Origin of the sequence: Mesorhizobium sp. AR10, assembly GCF_024746795.1 — a bacterium.
Taxonomy (GTDB): domain Bacteria; phylum Pseudomonadota; class Alphaproteobacteria; order Rhizobiales; family Rhizobiaceae; genus Mesorhizobium.
Genome location: NZ_CP080524.1, coordinates 5464213 through 5480840, shown reverse-complemented (window position 1 = coordinate 5480840; position 16628 = coordinate 5464213). Strand labels below are relative to the sequence as shown.

General features: G+C 62.5%; 10 protein-coding genes. All 10 read left to right on the top strand.

Translation table 11 applies throughout. The features are described from left to right. Positions 1–198: 198 nt before the first annotated feature. Complete coding sequence (locus LHFGNBLO_RS30385) at positions 199–1230, top strand: sugar ABC transporter substrate-binding protein (RefSeq protein ID WP_258603455.1); 1032 nt, start codon at positions 199–201, stop codon at positions 1228–1230. A gap of 106 nt (positions 1231–1336) precedes the next feature. Then, the gene (locus tag LHFGNBLO_RS30380) at positions 1337–2494 is read left to right on the top strand and encodes an ABC transporter permease (RefSeq protein WP_258603453.1); all 1158 of its coding nucleotides are present in this window, start codon (positions 1337–1339) and stop codon (positions 2492–2494) included. Further along, entirely contained in the window at positions 2494–3276 is a 783-nt protein-coding gene (locus LHFGNBLO_RS30375; RefSeq protein ID WP_258603452.1) for an ATP-binding cassette domain-containing protein, read from the top strand. The genes LHFGNBLO_RS30380 and LHFGNBLO_RS30375 overlap by 1 nt, the downstream gene beginning before the upstream one ends. A gap of 132 nt (positions 3277–3408) precedes the next feature. Beyond that, on the top strand, positions 3409–5871 hold the full coding sequence (locus tag LHFGNBLO_RS30370) for a glycogen/starch/alpha-glucan phosphorylase (RefSeq protein ID WP_258603450.1): 2463 nt from the start codon (positions 3409–3411) through the stop codon (positions 5869–5871). Positions 5872–5993: 122 nt separating this feature from the next. Continuing rightward, entirely contained in the window at positions 5994–8207 is a 2214-nt protein-coding gene (gene glgB, locus LHFGNBLO_RS30365) for a 1,4-alpha-glucan branching protein GlgB (protein WP_258603447.1), read from the top strand. Between the two features lie 35 nt (positions 8208–8242). Next, positions 8243–9508, top strand: a complete 1266-nt coding sequence (gene glgC / locus LHFGNBLO_RS30360; protein ID WP_258603440.1) for a glucose-1-phosphate adenylyltransferase — start codon at positions 8243–8245, stop codon at positions 9506–9508. 26 nt (positions 9509–9534) lie between these two features. After that, positions 9535–10980 carry a glycogen synthase GlgA gene (glgA, locus tag LHFGNBLO_RS30355; protein ID WP_258603438.1) on the top strand — a complete coding sequence of 482 codons (1446 nt, stop codon included), beginning with the start codon at positions 9535–9537 and terminating at the stop codon, positions 10978–10980. A 3-nt stretch (positions 10981–10983) separates the two neighbouring features. Then, positions 10984–12612: an alpha-D-glucose phosphate-specific phosphoglucomutase gene (locus LHFGNBLO_RS30350; protein WP_258603430.1), complete on the top strand. Its 1629-nt coding sequence runs from the start codon at positions 10984–10986 to the stop codon at positions 12610–12612. 11 nt (positions 12613–12623) lie between these two features. Further along, the gene (gene glgX, locus LHFGNBLO_RS30345; protein WP_258603429.1) at positions 12624–14642 is read left to right on the top strand and encodes a glycogen debranching protein GlgX; all 2019 of its coding nucleotides are present in this window, start codon (positions 12624–12626) and stop codon (positions 14640–14642) included. Then, on the top strand, positions 14642–16270 hold the full coding sequence (locus tag LHFGNBLO_RS30340) for an alpha-glucosidase family protein (protein WP_258603426.1): 1629 nt from the start codon (positions 14642–14644) through the stop codon (positions 16268–16270). Before glgX ends, LHFGNBLO_RS30340 begins: the two co-directional genes overlap by 1 nt. Positions 16271–16628: the final 358 nt, after the last annotated feature.

The following is a 16628-nucleotide window of genomic DNA, read 5'->3' as shown; positions in this document are numbered from 1 at the left end:
CCCTCAATGCTTTTGGGCCAGAATGAGCGAACGATGCAAGGCTGTCAATAATAAATAAGAGTGATTTAATTATTGACAGGTGATCGCGATTGGTGTTTCGTCAGCATAGGGGCGCTCGTCTGGGAAGAGTGCGCGAACGCCTGCATGATGGCTCCGGGTGGCCCGGTGCTGCATGGCTTGTCTGGGAGGAGTACCTTGATGAAAACGTCCGTACTGAAGTCTGCGTTGCTCGGCGCGACCGCCACTGCCCTTGTTGTATTGGCCGCCCCTGCATATGCCGCCGACATCGGCGCCTGCCTGGTTACCAAAACCGATACCAATCCCTTCTTCGTCAAGATGAAGGAAGGCGCCACAGCCAAAGCCGCCGAACTCGGTGTCAGCCTCAAGGCCTATGCCGGCAAGGACGACGGCGACAATGAAGGCCAGGTCGCGGCGGTCGAAACCTGCATCGCGGATGGCGTCAAGGGCATTCTGATCACTCCGTCGGACAGCAAGGCCATCGTTCCCACGATCAAGAAGGCGCGTGACGCCGGCATCCTCGTGATCGCGCTCGATACACCGCTTGACCCGATCGATGCCGCCGACCAGACCATGGCCACCGACAACTTCGAAGCCGGCCGGCTGATCGGCGCCTATGCCGCCGCCAAGCTCGGCGACAAGGCCAAGGACGCCCGTATCGGCTTCCTCGACATCAATACCAAGCAAGTCACTGTTGACGTGTTGCGCGACCAGGGCTTCATGAAGGGCTTCGGCATCGACGTGAAGGACGTCAACGTGATCGGCGACGAAGACGATCCGCGCATCGTCGGCCACGACTATACCAACGGCAATCCGGAAGGCGGCCGTCAGGCCATGGAAAACCTTCTGCAGAAGGACCCCACCATCAACGTCATCCACACCATCAACGAGCCGGCGGCCGCGGGTGCCTATGAAGCTCTCAAAGCGGTCGGCAAGGAAAAGGATGTTCTCATCATGTCGGTCGACGGCGGCTGCCCGGGTGTGAAGAATGTCGCCGAAGGCGTCATCGGTGGAACCTCGCAGCAGTACCCGCTGCTGATGGCGTCGATGGGCGTGGAAGCCATCAAGAAGTTCGCCGACTCCGGCGAGAAGCCGAAGGTGACTGAAGGCAAGACTTTCTTCGACACCGGCGTCACGCTGATCACCGACAATCCGGTGGAAGGCGTTCCCTCGATCGACACCAAGGAAGGCCTGGCCAAGTGCTGGGGCTGATTTGACACGCGCTGACTAAGAGCGCGAATATCGTTTCGTGCGGGAGGGCGGTCTCCAGGCCGCCCTTTTGCGCGAAGGAGGAAACAACATCGCGGGAGGAATTGAGATGACCGACGCATCGGCGAGCGCCGGGCGACCGCAAGAGTTCGAGAAGGGTCTCGCTGACAGTGACGCGTCCGTGGCGAGCTTCGATACCCACAGCAAGTCGCCAATTGAAAAATTCCAGCATGCGCTCCATGCGAACCAGGCGGCTGTTCCGCTGATCGTGCTGGTGGTGTCGATCCTGGTTTTCGGCATCCTCGCCGGCCCCAAATTCTTCAACTGGTTCGCGCTCACGCTTATCCTTCAGCAGGTGGCCATCACCGGCATCATCGGGGCGGCGCAGACCCTCGTCGTCCTCACCGCCGGCATCGACCTTTCGGTCGGCGCCATCATGGTGCTGTCGTCGGTGGTGATGGGGCAATTCGCGTTTCGCTATGGCTTGCCGGTTCCGTTTGCCCTTCTCTGCGGCTTTGGTTGCGGCGCGCTGTGCGGTTTCATCAATGGCGTCCTTATCGCTTACATGAAGTTGCCGCCCTTCATCGTGACGCTTGGCACCTGGCAGATATTTTCGGCTGCCAACTTCCTCTATTCCCGCAACGAGACGATCCGCGGTCAGGACGTAGAGGCCCAGGCCCCGCTCCTGCAATTGTTCGGCAACAAGCTCAAATGCGACGGGCACCTATGGCAGAATTTCGTGTGCGACTACGTACCGCCGGTCAGATGGCTGTTTGACGGCCTCTCCCTCGTCGGCGCGACCATCACGCTCGGCGTTGTCACCATGGTGCTGCTCGTCTTGCTGCTCTGGTATATTCTCAACTACACGGCCTGGGGCCGGCACGTCTACGCGACGGGCGACGATCCTGACGCGGCCGACCTGTCCGGCGTGCGCGTGCCGCGCATGTTGGTCCAGGTCTATACGATCTCGGGCCTGATCTGCGCTTTCGCTGGTTGGGTGCTGATCGGCCGCATCGGCTCGGTGTCGCCCACGGCGGGCGCATTCGCCAACATCGAATCCATCACTGCCGTGGTGATCGGCGGCACCTCCTTGTTCGGCGGCCGCGGCTCGATCCTCGGCATGATCTTCGGCGCGCTCATCGTTGGCGTCTTTCAGCTCGGGCTTCGGCTTATTGGCACCGATCCGCAATGGACGTTCTTCCTGATCGGAGTTCTCATCATCGGTGCCGTCGCGGTTGATCAGTGGATCAGAAAGGTTGCAGGCTAATGTCACCCGAACCCATCCTCACGACCCGCGGTCTGGTCAAGCGTTACGGCCGCGTTACCGCGCTCGACAATGCGGATTTCGATCTCTACGCCGGCGAAATCCTCGCGGTGATCGGCGACAACGGTGCCGGCAAGTCGTCGCTGATCAAGGCGATCTCCGGCGCCATCACCGCTGATGAAGGCGAAATCCGTCTTGACGGCAAGGTTACGTCCTTCAAGTCGCCGATGGAGGCACGCGATGCCGGCATCGAAACCGTCTACCAGAACCTTGCCCTGTCACCGGCGCTCTCCATCGCCGACAACATGTTCCTCGGCCGCGAAATCCGCAAACCTGGCTTGCTCGGCCAATGGTTTCGGATGCTCGACCGCCGGGCGATGGAAAAGCGCGCCCGCGACAAGCTCACCGAGCTCGGCCTGATGACGATCCAGAACATCAGCCAGGCCGTCGAGACGCTGTCGGGTGGCCAGCGTCAGGGCGTAGCGGTGGCGCGCGCTGCTGCCTTCGGTTCGAAGGTCGTCATCATGGACGAGCCGACGGCGGCCCTCGGCGTCAAGGAGAGCCGCCGCGTGCTCGAACTGATCCTCGACGTCAAGAAGCGCGGCCTGCCGATCGTGCTGATCTCCCACAACATGCCGCATGTCTTCGAGGTGGCGGATCGCATCCATATCCATCGGCTGGGCCGTCGCCTCTGCGTCATCGATCCCAAGCAATATACGATGTCCGACGCCGTCGCCTTCATGACGGGAGCGAAGCTTCCGCCAGAGGCGGCGCTGGCGGCTTGAAGGGTTAAATTGCCGCAGGGCAGGCCAGCTCCGTCGCAATCTAAATCGATTGAACTTATAGTGATATCGCCTAGCATGGCTGGGAGGAATGGTGAAAGCCGGTATGATCATGGCAACCGCACGAGAGGCAGCATGACGCGCGCGATGACATCCGAAGCCCCCATTCTCGAAAACCCCGATCCCAAGACGCTCGCCGAAGAAGTGTTGAAGGCCCTCAAATACAGGGTCGGCAAGGGCACCAGCGTTGCGACGCAGCATGACTGGCTCACCGCATCGATCAAGGTCGTGCGCGACCGCATCGTCGATCATTGGATGCAGGCGACGCAAGAGGCCTACGCCCAGCAGGAAAAGCGCGTTTACTATTTGTCGCTCGAATTCCTCATCGGCCGGCTGATGCGCGATGCCTTCTCCAATCTCGGCCTGATGGACAATATGCGCGAGGCGCTGCGGTCTCTCGGTGTCGACCTCGACATCATTGCTGCGCTCGAACCGGACGCAGCCCTTGGCAATGGCGGCCTCGGCCGGCTCGCCGCCTGCTTCATGGAAAGCATGGCGACCGTCGATATTCCCGCTCATGGCTACGGCATTCGCTACGCCAACGGCATGTTCCGCCAGGAAATCCACGACGGCTGGCAGGTCGAGCTGCCCGAGACCTGGCTCGAGCACGGCAATTCCTGGGAGTTCGAGCGGCGCGAACGCTCCTTCGAGGTCGGCTTCGGCGGCTCGGTGGAATCGATCACATCTAAGGACGGCCGGCTAGAGCGCCACGTGTGGAAGCCGACCGAACATGTCCTGGCCGTCGCCTACGACACGCCGGTGGTCGGCTGGCGGGGCAACCGCGTCAACACGCTGCGGCTCTGGTCCGGCATGCCGATCGATCCGATCCTGCTCGACAAGTTCAACGCCGGCGACCACATCGGTGCGCTCGCCGAAAGCAACAAGGCCGATGCCCTGTCGCGCGTGCTTTACCCCGCCGATTCCCACAAGGCCGGGCAGGAATTGCGGCTGCGGCAGGAATATTTCTTCTCCACCGCGTCGCTGCAGGACATCGTCCAGCGCCATCTCAGCCAGTATGGCGATCTGGAGTCGCTGCCCGACAAGGCGGCGATCCATCTCAACGACACCCACCCGGCCATCGCCGTGCCCGAGCTGATGCGCCTGCTGATGGATGTCCATGGCATGGATTTCGACCTCGCCTGGAGCATCACCAAGCGCACCTTCGGCTACACCAACCACACACTGCTTCCAGAAGCGCTGGAAAGCTGGCCGGTGCCTTTGTTCGAGCGGCTGTTGCCGCGCCACATGCAGATCGTCTACGCCATCAACGCCGAGGTGCTGCTGGAGGCGCGCGCGTCTGACCAGTTCTCGGACGAGCAGATCAGCCGCATCTCGCTGATCCAGGAAGACAGTGACCGTCGGGTGCGCATGGGCAATCTGGCCTTCGTCGGCTCGCACTCGATCAACGGCGTCTCGGCGCTCCATACCGAATTGATGAAGCAGACGGTGTTTGCCGACCTTCACAAGCTCTACCCCGACCGCATCAACAACAAGACCAACGGCATCACGCCGCGGCGCTGGCTGATCCAGTGCAATCCAGGCCTCACCGCACTGACCCGCGAGGCGATCGGCGACCGCTTCCTCGATGATATCGATGCGATCAAGGGGCTCGACGCCTTTGCCGGTGACGCCGCCTTCCGCGACAAGTTCGCGGCCGTCAAGCGGGCCAACAAGGCGCGGTTGGCCAATCTCGTCGCAGACCGGCTTGGCATCAAGCTCGATCCCTCGGCGCTGTTCGACATCCAGATCAAGCGTATCCACGAATACAAGCGCCAGCTGCTGAACATCCTCGAAGCGATCGCGCTCTACGACCAGATCCGCTCGCATCCGGAGCGCGACTGGATGCCTCGCGTAAAATTCTTCGGCGGCAAGGCGGCGCCCAGCTATCACAACGCCAAGCTGATCATCAAACTCGCCAACGACGTCGCCAAGGTCATCAACCGCGACCCGGCCGTACGCGGCTTGCTGAAAGTGGTGTTCCTGCCGAACTACAATGTCAGCCTGGCCGAAATCATGATGCCGGCCGCTGATCTGTCGGAGCAGATATCGACCGCCGGCATGGAAGCGTCGGGCACCGGCAACATGAAGTTCGCGCTGAACGGCGCGCTGACCATCGGAACGCTCGACGGCGCCAATGTCGAGATCAAGGAGTGTGTCGGCGACGACAACATCTTCATCTTCGGCCTGACCACGGAAGAGGTCGCCGAGCGGCGCAACAATGGCTACGATCCACGCGCAGTAGTCGAAGCATCGCCCGAACTGGCGCAAGCGGTGGCGGCGGTTTCGTCGGGCGTCTTCTCGCCGGACGATCCGGAACGCTACCGCGAGCTGATCAACGGTCTCTATCAGAGCGACTGGTTCATGGTCGCGGCCGATTTCGATGCCTACGCCGCCGCCCAGCGCGACGTCGACGCCGTCTGGCGCAACAGTCCCGACTGGTACGCGAGAGCGATCCGCAATGTCGCACGCGTCGGCTGGTTCTCTTCCGATCGTACGATCCGCCAATATGCGAAAGAAATCTGGAACGTGCCCGTCTGATATGCTTGCATGAGGCCACGAACAATGTGGTCCGGTGCATGTCGCCCAAAAGCGCCTAGCGGTTTTGGGCAACGGCATGCACAAAAACAAAAGATTTAGTGCCCAGGGAGGGTCACTGCCTGATGAGGAAGCCGCGCGCGACCGCGACGACAAGCGGGCCGGACGGACTGGCGCCAGCCAGCGATGTTGCGGCGATTGTCGCCGGCACGCATGGCGATCCCTTTGCAGTTCTCGGTGTGCACGAGGCGGGCAAGGGCTTTGTCGCCCGCTGTTTCGTCCCTCATGCCGAATACGTCACGGCCTATACGCTGACCGGCAAGAATGCCGGTGAACTTCCCAGGCGTGACGATGGCGGCTTCTTCGAGGGCAGGCTGTCGCTCAGAAAGCGCCAGCCGCTGCGCTATCATGCGCGCAATGCCGGCGGCAACTGGTGGCTGACCGATCCCTATTCGTTCGGCCCGGTGCTTGGTCCGCTGGACGATTATTACATCGCACAAGGTTCGCATCTCAGGCTGTTCGACAAGCTCGGCGCGCATCTCATCGATCATGAGGGTGCGTCTGGCGTGAACTTCGCCGTCTGGGCGCCCAATGCAAAGCGGGTGTCGGTGGTCGGCGACTTCAACGAGTGGGACGGTCGCCGGCACACGATGCGCGACCGCCGCGACACCGGCATCTGGGAGCTGTTCATTCCCGATATCGGTGCCGGCCGACCCTACAAATACGAGATCATCGGACCCGATGGCGTCAGGCTACCGCTCAAGGCCGACCCGTTTGCCTTCAAGTCCGAACTGCGCCCGGCCACCGCGTCGGTGACGGCGGTGCCGCCGGCGCATGAATGGGGCGACGAGGCGCACCGGAATTTCTGGCGCACCGCCGACCACAGGCGCGAAGCGGTGTCGATCTACGAGGTCCATGCCGGCTCCTGGCAGCTTCGCGACGACGGCAGCTTCCTGTCCTGGGATGAACTCGCCGATCAGTTGATCCCCTATGTGATCGAAACGGGTTTCACCCATATCGAATTCATGCCGATCTCCGAACACCCCTATGATCCGTCCTGGGGCTATCAGACGACCGGCCTCTATGCGCCATCGGCCCGCTTCGGCGATCCCGACGGTTTTGCCCGTTTCGTCGACGGCGCCCACCGCGCCGGCGTTGGCGTCATCCTCGACTGGGTGCCGGCGCATTTCCCGGTCGATGCGCATGGCCTGGCCAATTTCGACGGCACCGCGCTCTATGAACATGCCGACCCGCGCAAGGGCTTCCATCCCGACTGGAACACGGCGATCTACAATTTCGGCCGCCGCGAGGTCATCTCGTTCCTCGTCAACAATGCGCTATTCTGGGCCGAGAAATACCATGTCGACGGTTTGCGCGTCGATGCGGTCGCCTCGATGCTCTACCTCGATTATTCGCGCAAGGCCGGCGAATGGATCCCCAACGAGAAGGGCGGGCGCGAAAACCTCGAGGCGGTCAGCTTCCTGCAGAAGATGAACAAGGAGGTCTACGGCCATCATCCGGGCGTGATGACGATTGCCGAGGAATCGACCTCATGGCCAAAGGTGTCGCAGCCGGTGCATGAGGGCGGGCTGGGTTTCGGCTTCAAGTGGAACATGGGCTTCATGCACGACACGCTGGAGTACTTTGCCAAGGAGCCGATCTTTCGCAAGCATCACCACAACGACATCACCTTCGGCCTGACCTACGCCTTCTCCGAGAATTTCGTGCTGCCGCTTTCCCATGACGAGGTCGTGCACGGCAAGGGCACGCTGCTCGGCAAGATGGCCGGCGACGACTGGCAGAAGTTTGCCACGCTGCGCGCCTACTACGCCTTCATGTGGGGCTATCCCGGCAAGAAGCTGTTGTTCATGGGACAGGAGTTCGCCCAGCGCCGCGAATGGAGCGAGGCGCGCGCGCTCGACTGGAACCTGCTCGACTTCCGGCTTCACCGCGGCGTCTGGCAAACGGTGCGTGACCTCAACTATCTCTACCGCTCGCGCCCGGCGCTGCATGCGCGCGACTGCGAGCCGGATGGTTTTTCCTGGTTGATCGTCGACGACAGCGCCAACTCGGTGTTTGCCTGGCTGCGCACCGCGCCGGGTGGCAACCCGGTCGCCGTCATTTCCAACTTCACGCCGGTACCGCGCGACAATTACCGCGTGCCGTTGCCGCAGAAAGGCAAATGGCGCGAGATCATCAACACGGACGCCGCCGACTATGGCGGCTCTGGCAAAGGCAACGGTGGTGTCGTCGAGGCTCAGGCGGAAGGAGGAGGCATCTCAGTGACGATGCTTTTGCCGCCGCTGTCGACGATCATGCTCGAATTTGTTCCGGAATGAGCGATGTCCGGACTGAGTAACTTGGGAGGGTAAAAATGGCACAAACAAAACGAACCCAGCCGCTGGCCCGCGACGCCATGGCCTATGTGTTGGCCGGCGGCCGCGGCAGCCGCCTCAAGGAATTGACCGACCGCCGTGCCAAGCCTGCGGTCTATTTCGGCGGCAAGACGCGCATCATCGATTTCGCGCTCTCCAACGCCCTCAATTCCGGCATTCGTCGCCTCGGCGTCGCCACCCAGTACAAGGCGCATTCGCTGATCCGCCATCTGCAGCGCGGCTGGAACTTCCTGCGTCCCGAGCGAAACGAAAGCTTCGACATCCTGCCGGCCAGCCAGCGCGTGTCGGAGACGCAGTGGTATGAGGGCACGGCCGATGCCGTGTACCAGAACATCGACATCATCGAGGCCCACGGGCCCGAATACATGGTGATCCTCGCCGGCGATCACATCTACAAGATGGACTATGAGCTGATGCTTCGCCAGCACGTCGACGCCAATGCCGACGTCACCGTCGGCTGCCTCGAAGTGCCGCGCATGGAAGCAACCGGCTTCGGCGTCATGCATGTCGACCAGAAGGACAACATCATCGCCTTCGTCGAAAAGCCGGCCGATCCGCCAGGCATTCCCGACAAGCCGGAGTTCGCCCTGGCCTCGATGGGCATCTATGTGTTCAAGACCAAGTTCCTGATGGAGCAACTGCGCCGCGATGCGGCAGCGCCCGATTCAAGCCGCGACTTCGGCAAGGACATCATCCCCTACATCGTCGAACACGGTAAGGCGATCGCCCATCGCTTCGCCAAATCCTGTGTCCGCTCGACGGCCGAGAACGAGGCCTATTGGCGCGATGTCGGAACCGTCGACGCCTATTGGGAAGCCAATATCGATTTGACCGACATCACCCCGGAACTCGACCTCTACGACCGCGACTGGCCGATCTGGACCTACGCCGAGTTGAAGCCACCGGCAAAATTCGTGCATGACGAGGATGGCCGCCGTGGTTCGGCCGTGTCGTCGCTGGTCTCAGGCGATTGCATTGTCTCCGGGGCTTCGCTGAAGAAAAGCCTCATCTTCACCGGCGCGCGCATCAATTCCTATTCGACGCTGGAAGAAGTCGTCATGCTGCCCGACGTCCATGTCGGCCGGAACGCAAAGTTGAAGCGCGTGGTGATCGATCATGGCGTAAGGATACCGGAGGGGCTGGTGGTCGGTGAGGATCCCATCCTCGACGCCAAGCGCTTCCGCGTTTCGGAAAAAGGCATCTGCCTTGTCACGCAGGACATGATCGACAAATTGAAATTGTAGAACAGACAGGGTGGGATTGTAGGCGCATGCAGGTTCTGTCGGTCACGCCCGAGATCTTCCCGCTGATCAAGACTGGCGGGCTGGCCGACGTAACCGGGGCGTTACCCATCGCCTTGGCGGCCAAGGGCGTGACCATGCGCACGCTCATCCCCGGCTTTCCCACAGTGATGGATGCCTTCAAGAAAAAGAAGGCGGTTCACCAGTACCCGCTGCTGCAGGGTGGCAAGGCCTCGGTCCATGCCGTTGAGATCGCCGGGCTCGACCTGTTCGTGCTCGACGCGCCGCATCTGTTCGACCGTCCCGGCGGCCCCTATGGCAATGCTGCCGGCGCCGACTGGCCGGACAACTGGCGGCGTTTCGCGGCCTTGAGCCAGGTCGGCGGCGACATAGCCGGCGGCGCCATCTCCGGCTACCAGCCGGATCTCGTCCATGCCCATGACTGGCAGTCGGCGATGACGCTGGCCTATATGCGTTATGGCAAGGCGGTCGGTATCCCTTCGATGATCACCGTCCACAACCTCGCCTTCCAGGGCCAGTTCGGCGCCGGCATCTTTGGCGAGCTTGGCCTGCCGGCGGTGGCGATGGCGCTCGACGGCGTCGAATATTATGGCGGCGTCGGCTTCCTCAAGGCCGGCCTGCAGGCTGCCTGGGCGATCACCACGGTCAGCCCGACCTATGCCCAGGAAATCCGCGCGGCGGAATTCGGCATGGGCCTTGATGGCCTCATCAACATGCGCTCCACCGATCTCTTTGGCATCGTCAACGGCATCGACACCGACATCTGGAACCCGGAAACCGACAAGCATCTGGTTTCCAGCTACAGCGCCAAGACACTGAAGGCGCGTGCGCCAAACCGGGCCGCCGTCGAGGATCGTTTCAGCCTCGACCGCGACGACAGTCCGATCGTCTGCGTCGTCAGCCGGCTGACGTGGCAAAAGGGCATGGACATATTGGCGACGGTCGTCGACGGCATTGTCGCCGCCGGGGCACGGCTGGCGATCCTCGGCTCCGGCGACGCCGGGCTCGAAGGCGCACTGCTTGCCGCGGCCGCCCGCCATCGCGGCCGCATCGGGGTCGTCGTCGGCTATGATGAAGGGCTTTCCCACACCATGCAGGGCGGCTGCGACGCCATCATTATCCCGTCGCGTTTCGAGCCTTGCGGGCTGACGCAGCTTTACGGCCTGCGCTATGGCTGCGTGCCGGTCGTCGCCCGCACCGGCGGCCTGGCAGACACAGTCATCGACGCCAATGAGGCTGCCGTTTCGGCCGGCGTGGCAACCGGCTTCCAGTTCGCGCCCGCCAATGCCGGCGCCTTCCTGCACGCCATCCGCCGGCTGGTGGAGGCGCACGCCAACCCGACGGTCTGGACGTCGATGCAGCGGCAAGGCATGAAGGCCGATGTGTCTTGGGACCGAAGTGCTGAAAAATATGTTGAACTCTATCGCTTGCTGCTTTCGAAAAGGGCTGCCTGAGGCATGATAAGAACCGTCGTCACCAAACCCTATCCCGACCAGAAGCCCGGCACCTCCGGGCTGCGCAAGAAGGTGCCGGTGTTCCAGCAGGAGCATTATGCCGAGAACTTCATCCAGTCGATCTTCGATGCGCTGGACGGGTTCGAGGGCCAGACCCTGGTGATCGGCGGCGACGGCCGCTTCTACAACCGCGAGGTCATCCAGAAGGCCATCGCCATGGCCGCGGCCAACGGTTTCGGCAAGGTGATGGTCGGGCAGGGCGGCATATTGTCGACGCCGGCGGCCTCGCATGTCATCCGCAAGTACAAGACCTTCGGCGGCATCATCCTGTCGGCCAGCCACAATCCCGGCGGCCCGCATGAGGATTTCGGCATCAAGTACAATGCCGGCAATGGCGGCCCGGCGCCGGAAAAGCTGACCGACGCCATGTTTGCCAAGACCAAGGTGATTTCGAGCTTCAAAATCGCCGACATCGAGCCAATCGACATCGACAGGATCGGCACGGTCAAGGCTGCCGGCATGACGGTCGAGATCATCGATCCGGTCGCCGACTATGCCGAGCTGATGGAAAGCCTGTTCGATTTCGACGCCATCCGCGCCAATTTCAAATACGGCTTCCGCATGCGCTTTGACGCCATGCATGCGGTCACCGGCCCCTATGCCAAGGAGATCCTCGAACGACGGCTCGGTGCTCCCAACGGCACCTGCCGCAACTTCAAGCCGCTGCCGGACTTCGGCGGCCATCACCCCGATCCCAACCTGGTCCACGCAAAGCACCTCTATGACGAGATGATGGGGCCGGATGCGCCGGACTTCGGTGCTGCCTCCGACGGCGACGGCGACCGCAATCTGATCATCGGAAAAGGCATTTTCGTCACCCCGTCGGATTCGGTGGCGATGCTCGCCGCCAATGCCCATCTGGCGCCGGGCTACAAGGCTGGCCTGAAAGGCATCGCCCGCTCCATGCCGACCAGCGGTGCGGCCGACCGCGTCGCCGAAAAGCTCGGCATCGGCATCTATGAAACGCCGACCGGCTGGAAGTTCTTCGGCAATCTGCTCGACGCCGACATGGCAACGATCTGCGGCGAGGAAAGTGCCGGCACCGGCTCCAACCATGTCCGCGAAAAGGACGGCCTGTGGGCCGTGCTGTTGTGGCTCAACATCCTTGCTGTGCGCGGCGAAAGCGCCAAGCAGATCGTCACCGAGCACTGGGCGAGCTACGGCCGCAACTACTACTCGCGGCATGACTATGAGGAAGTCGAGACCGACCGCGCCAATGCGCTGGTCGACGAACTGCGAGCCAAGCTTGGTTCGTTGCCGGGGACCAGCGTGCGCGGCATGAAGATCGCCAGCGCCGACGACTTCGCCTATCACGATCCGGTCGATGGCTCGGTCAGCAAGAACCAGGGCATCAGGGTGCTGTTCGAAGGCGGCTCGCGCGTCGTCTTCCGTCTTTCCGGCACCGGCACATCAGGGGCGACGCTGCGCGTCTATGTCGAGCGCTACGAGGCGGACAAGGCGAGGCACGATCTCGACACGCAGGCCGCACTTGCCGATCTGATTGCGGCAGCCGATGATATTGCCGGGATTCGCAGCCATACCGGCCGTGACAAGCCGAGCGTCATCACCTGATGGAATTTGGGATGCCGGCCGATACTTGGCCGCGATTTGGTGGACTTGTCGGGCAAGGCGGCGTTCGCTTTGCTGCATGGTCGCAAGCCGCGCGCCGGCTCTGGGTCTCGATCTTCGACGAGCAGGGGAACCGGGAGATCGACCGGCTTGAACTTGAGCCGGAAGGCGAGGGCGTTCACGCGCTTTTCGTCGCCGGTCTCGCTGCCGGCACGAGATACGGCTTTCGCGCCGATGGCGACTATGTGCCGGAGCGCGGACTCTGGTTCGACCCCGACAAGCTGCTGACCGATCCTTATGCCGTCGAGATCGACAGGCCCTACGCCTATGACTGGCGGCTAACGCAGCGCCGGCGCGAGGGACCCGACACCGCCCCGCTGATGCCAAAGGCGATTGCCGCCGCCTTGCCGAAGCCGCTGCCGGCCTCGGCACCGCTGTTTCAGCCGGGCGGTCTCATCTATGAAGTGCCGGTGCGGGCCTTCACCATGCTGCATCCGGAAATTCCCGAGAAGCAGCGTGGCACGATTGCCGCCCTGGCTCATCCGGCCGTCATCGAGCACCTGAAGAAACTAGGCGTCGGAGCGGTGGAACTAATGCCGGTGACGGCGTCGATCGACGAACGGCATCTGCCGCCGCTCGGGCTGCGCAACGCCTGGGGCTACAATCCCGTCACCTTCATGGCGCTCGATCCGCGGCTGGCACCCGGCGGTCTGGCGGAATTGCGCGATACGGTCGCCGCATTGCGCGCCGCCGGCATCGGCACCATCCTCGACCTTGTCTTCAACCACACCGGCGAAAGCGACAGGCTTGGGCCGACGCTGTCGCTGCGTGGGCTCGACAACCGCGCCTACTACCGGCACGAGGCTGACAACAGGCTGGTCAATGACACCGGCACCGGCAACACGGTTGCTTGCGACCATCCGGTGGTCGGGGAAATGATCCTCGACACGTTTCGCCATTTTGTCCGCCATGCCGGCATCGATGGTTTCCGCTTTGATCTCGCGCCCATTCTCGGCCGCGTCGAGGGCGTGTTCGACCCCGACGCGCCGCTGCTGCGCGCCATGCATGACGATCCGTTGCTGGCTGACCGCGTGCTGATCGCCGAGCCCTGGGACATCGGGCCGGACGGTTATCAGCTCGGCAATTTTCGCCCTCCCTTGCTCGAGTGGAACGACAAATATCGCGACGACATCCGCCGCTTCTGGCGCGGCGATCGCGGCATGGTCGGCGCGTTGGCGACGCGGCTGGCCGGCTCGTCCGATGTGTTCTCCAAAGGTGACCAGCAGACCAGCCGCTCGGTCAATTTCATCGCTGCCCATGACGGCATGACGCTGGCCGATATCGTTGCCTACGAGCGCAAGCACAATCAGGCCAATGGCGAGCACAATCGCGACGGCCACAATGAGAACCTGTCGTGGAACAACGGCGCCGAAGGCGACGCCGGCGCGGCGGTCGCCGAGGCTCGCCATCACGACCAGCGCGCGCTGCTGGCGACGCTGTTTGCCTCGCGCGGCACCATCATGCTGACCGCCGGCGACGAATTCGGCCGCACCCAGCGCGGCAACAACAACGCTTATCCGCAGGACAATGAGATCACCTGGCTCGATTGGGCCGGACGCGATCAAGTGCTGGAAGGCCATGCGTTTGCGCTCGCCACGATGCGTCGTGCCGCCCCTGCGCTTTCCGATACGCGCTTTCTGAGCGGCGAGCCGCCGGTTGGCTCGGACATACCGGACGTTGCCTGGCTGACCGAAACCGGCGCGCCGCTCGATGAAGCGGGCTGGCACGATCCGGAGCGGCACCGTCTGGTCATGGTGCTCGGCGGCGAGGGGAATGGTCGTCTAGCCGTCATCATCAATGGCGATCGCCGGGCGTGTGTCTTCACGCTGCCAGCGCGCGACGGATTTCAATGGATGGCGGCCCTCGAAACACTGAGCGAGGCCGCGGACATCTTACGGCCCGTGCCGGGTCGAGCGGTCATTTTGATGATCGAACGCAAAGCCGGGCAGGCTGGCACCAAGGAGACGCTGTAATGGCCGAAGGCAATGCCGAGTGGTGGCGCGGCTGCGTCATTTACCAGATCTACCCGCGCTCCTTTCAGGACACCACGGGCGACGGTAGCGGCGATCTGCGCGGCATCACCACCCGTCTGGCGCATGTCGCCTCGCTCGGCGTCGACGCCGTCTGGCTGTCGCCCTTCTTCAAGTCGCCGATGGCCGATATGGGCTACGACGTGTCCGACTATCAGGCCGTCGATCCGATGTTCGGCACATTAGGGGATTTCGACGCACTGATGGCCGAGGCGCACCGACTCGGCCTGAAAATCATCATTGACCAGGTCCTGTCGCATTCGTCGGACAAGCATGAATGGTTCGTCGAAAGCCGCGCCAGCCGCGATAACCCCAAAGCCGACTGGTATGTCTGGGCCGATACGAAACCCGACGGCAACGCGCCCAACAACTGGCTGTCGATTTTCGGCGGCCCAGCCTGGGAATGGGATGCGACCCGCAGACAGTACTACATGCACAACTTCCTTGCCTCGCAGCCGGATCTGAACTTCCACAATCAGGAGGTCCAGGACGCGCTGCTGGAAACGGTGCGGTTCTGGCTCGAGCGCGGTGTCGACGGCTTCCGGCTGGATACGGTCAACTACTATGTTCACGATCGCTGGCTGCGCAGCAATCCGCCATTGGCGTCGAGCGTTGCCGGCACCAACACCGAAACCAACACATACCTCTACCAGGAACATTTGTTCGACAAGACGCAGCCGGAGAATCTTGATTTCCTCCGGCGGTTCCGGGCGCTGCTCGACGCGTATGGGGCTCGCGCCGCCGTCGGCGAGGTTGGTGACGAAGGCCGTTCGCTGCAGACGCTCGCGGCCTACACCTCCGGCGGCGACAAGCTCCATATGTGCTACACCTTCGACCTGCTCGGTGCACAATTCTCGGCGGCGCATGTGCGTGGCTGCGTCGAGGCCTTCGAGACGACTGTTGCCGATGGCTGGGTCTGTTGGGCGTTTTCCAACCACGACGTCGTCCGGCATGTGAGCCGCTGGACGCGGCCCGGCGGCGATCCCGACGCGGTGGCAAGGTTCTCGATCGCGCTGCTGTCGTGCCTGCGTGGATCGATCTGTCTCTATCAGGGCGAGGAGCTCGGCCTGGAGGAGGCCGAGTTGAGGTTCGAGGATTTGCGCGATCCCTACGGCATCCGGTTCTGGCCGGGAGTGAAGGGCAGGGATGGCTGCCGCACACCAATGGTCTGGGAGGCAGGCGCCGACAATGCCGGGTTTTCCACCGGCAAGCCGTGGCTTCCGGTACCGGAAAGCCATCGCGCCCGCGCTGCCGATGTCCAGAACGGTGAGATAAAGCCGGTCCTCGCCGGTTACCGGGCGATGCTGGCGTTGCGCAAGGCGCATCCGGCGCTGGTCCGTGGTTCCATCCGCTTTCTCGATGCCGAGGGCGACGTTCTTGCCTTCATCCGTGAGGGTGGCGGCGAGACACTGCTCTGCATCTTCAATTTCGCCGACGAGCCGGCCACCTTGCCGTTGCCGCCAGATCTGGCTGACGCAGAAGTGATCGATCTTGGCAGCGCCGGCACGGTCTTGCACGAAAACGGGCTGTCGCTGCCGCCGCTGGGTTGGTTTCTCGGCCGGCTTGGCTGAGCCGGACTCCGCAGATTGGGTGCCCAGGATCTGGTCTTCGATGCAACCATGCCGAGCATGGGTGGGATAAAAAGGCAGCGCCTGCATGGCAATTCGCTGGCCTATATCCCCAACGCATTTGCCCTGAAGCGGGTACCGCGAAGCACGGATTTCTGGCATCCCGGGAATGGATGCGCAGCATGCCAAGCCCTTATGGCAACAGCAGAAAACTGATGGAGCAACCGGAAGATGCAACCAGTTGAAAAGCACTTTTAATGTTAGCTTTTGCTGTTTTAGCGCAAGACTACTCACTTAGCGTCAAGCAGGACTCGGTTGAAATAAGATTTCCGTCTGTCTAGTGTCCTGCCACCCAGCTGCC